Origin of the sequence: Nitrosospira sp. Nsp2 (assembly GCF_003050965.1) — a bacterium.
Classification (GTDB): domain Bacteria; phylum Pseudomonadota; class Gammaproteobacteria; order Burkholderiales; family Nitrosomonadaceae; genus Nitrosospira.
Genome location: NZ_QAOU01000018.1, coordinates 1 through 1,719 on the forward strand (window position 1 = coordinate 1; position 1,719 = coordinate 1,719).

2 protein-coding genes are annotated in these 1,719 nt (G+C 56.8%); both read left to right on the plus strand.

From position 1 onward, the window contains the following. Nucleotides 1-1,479: non-ribosomal peptide synthetase (locus C8R31_RS15715; protein WP_146164614.1), on the plus strand; the 1,479-nt coding region annotated here is incomplete at its 5' end. Then, nucleotides 1,480-1,719 (plus strand): hypothetical protein (locus C8R31_RS15720; RefSeq protein WP_146164615.1); only part of this gene is annotated, 240 nt, incomplete at its 3' end.

Genomic DNA, 1,719 nt, shown 5'->3' on the forward strand with positions numbered 1-1,719 from the left:
ATTCCGCAGTCGGCGCAATGCGAGGTGCTGGAACTGGATATGCTGGACCTCGATGGCGAGTCCGAATGCAACCCTGCGGTATCCCTGCATGGCGACAACCTCGCCTATGTCATCTATACCTCCGGCTCTACCGGTAAACCAAAGGGAGTGGCGATTCATCACCATGCGCTCAGTCATTTCCTAACCAGCATGAGTGATACTCCTGGGATGGATGCCGACGATACGCTGGTGTCTGTAACCGCACTATCTTTTGACATTGCCGGGCTGGAGTTGTATCTGCCCTTGAGCGTTGGGGCCCGCGTCGTGATTGCTCCGAAAGCGGTGAGCCGCGATGGTTTTGCTCTCACGCAATTCGTATCGACGCACCACGCTACCGTTATGCAATCTACTCCGGCTGGCTGGCGCATGTTACTTGGCGCAGGTTGGAATGGTTCGCAGCGTGAAGACGGAAAACCTCTGAAGGCATTATGTGGGGGCGAAGCCCTTCAGATCGATTTGGCAGATCACTTGCGGGGGTTGGGGGTCGAACTGTGGAATATGTATGGTCCCACCGAAACTACCGTCTGGTCTGCTGTGGGGAGGATAGACGACGATACCACTCCACTGGGGAGACCCATTGCTTCCACTCAAGCCTACCTACTTGACCCTGATTTGAACCCGGTTCCACAGGGTGTGGCTGGAGAACTTTATCTTGGGGGTGTCGGATTGGCACGCGGTTATCTGAACCGCGGGGACCTGACCGCGGAGCGTTTCATAGCCGATCCTTTCGACGAGAAGGGAGGGCGCCTGTACCGTACTGGGGACCTGGCGAGATGGCGGGGGGATGGGCAGATCGAATATCTAGGGCGCCTTGACCATCAGGTCAAGGTGCGGGGTTTTCGCATTGAGCTGGGGGAAATCGAAACGCAACTGCTCGCACAGTCGGAGGTGCGGGAGGCGGTGGTGGTTGCTGGCGAAGGGCCAAGCGGAGCACGGCTGGTGGGATATGTCTCCCTGCACCCGGGGACGAGCGCGGATACTGCCAGCTTGCGTGAAGCGATTGCAAGGACGCTGCCGGACTACGTGATTCCATCTGCGATTGTCGTTGTGGAGAGCCTGCCGCTGAATCCGAACGGCAAGGTGGATCGCAAGGCGCTGCCGGAGCCCGAATTTGTAGATAGTGACAACTACGAGACCCCGCAAGGTGAAGCGGAAGAAGTGCTGGCCCGCGTCTGGGCCCAGGTGCTGGGTATCGCGCAGGTAGGGCGAAACGACAGCTTCTTCGAACTGGGCGGCCACTCTCTCGCGATCCTGCAAGTGCAGCAGAAGTTGCAACAGGCTTTGTCGGTCTCATTGCCTTTGCGCTTGCATTTTGAAAATCCCTTGCTGAGAAACCTCGCTTCCGAAATAGACGAAAAACGTTCTCTGATGTCGGGGGAACACTCCGGTCAGGCAGAACTGCTGGGAATGCTGGAGTTGCTCGATTCACTGGAGAGATGAATGGAATTGAACAAGCACGATATCGCCGAGCGGTTTTCGGCACTCCATCCCGAAAAACAAAAAGAATTTCTTAGCGCGCTGAAGAAGCGGGGGCTCGATTTTTCTCTGCTCCCGATTGTCCGGCAAAAAGCAGGAAATCGCAGCACACTCTCGTACGCGCAGCAGCGGCACTGGTTTTTATGGCAGCTGGAGCCATTGAGCACTGCGTATCATTTGAGCGGCGGGTTACGATTGGTGGGC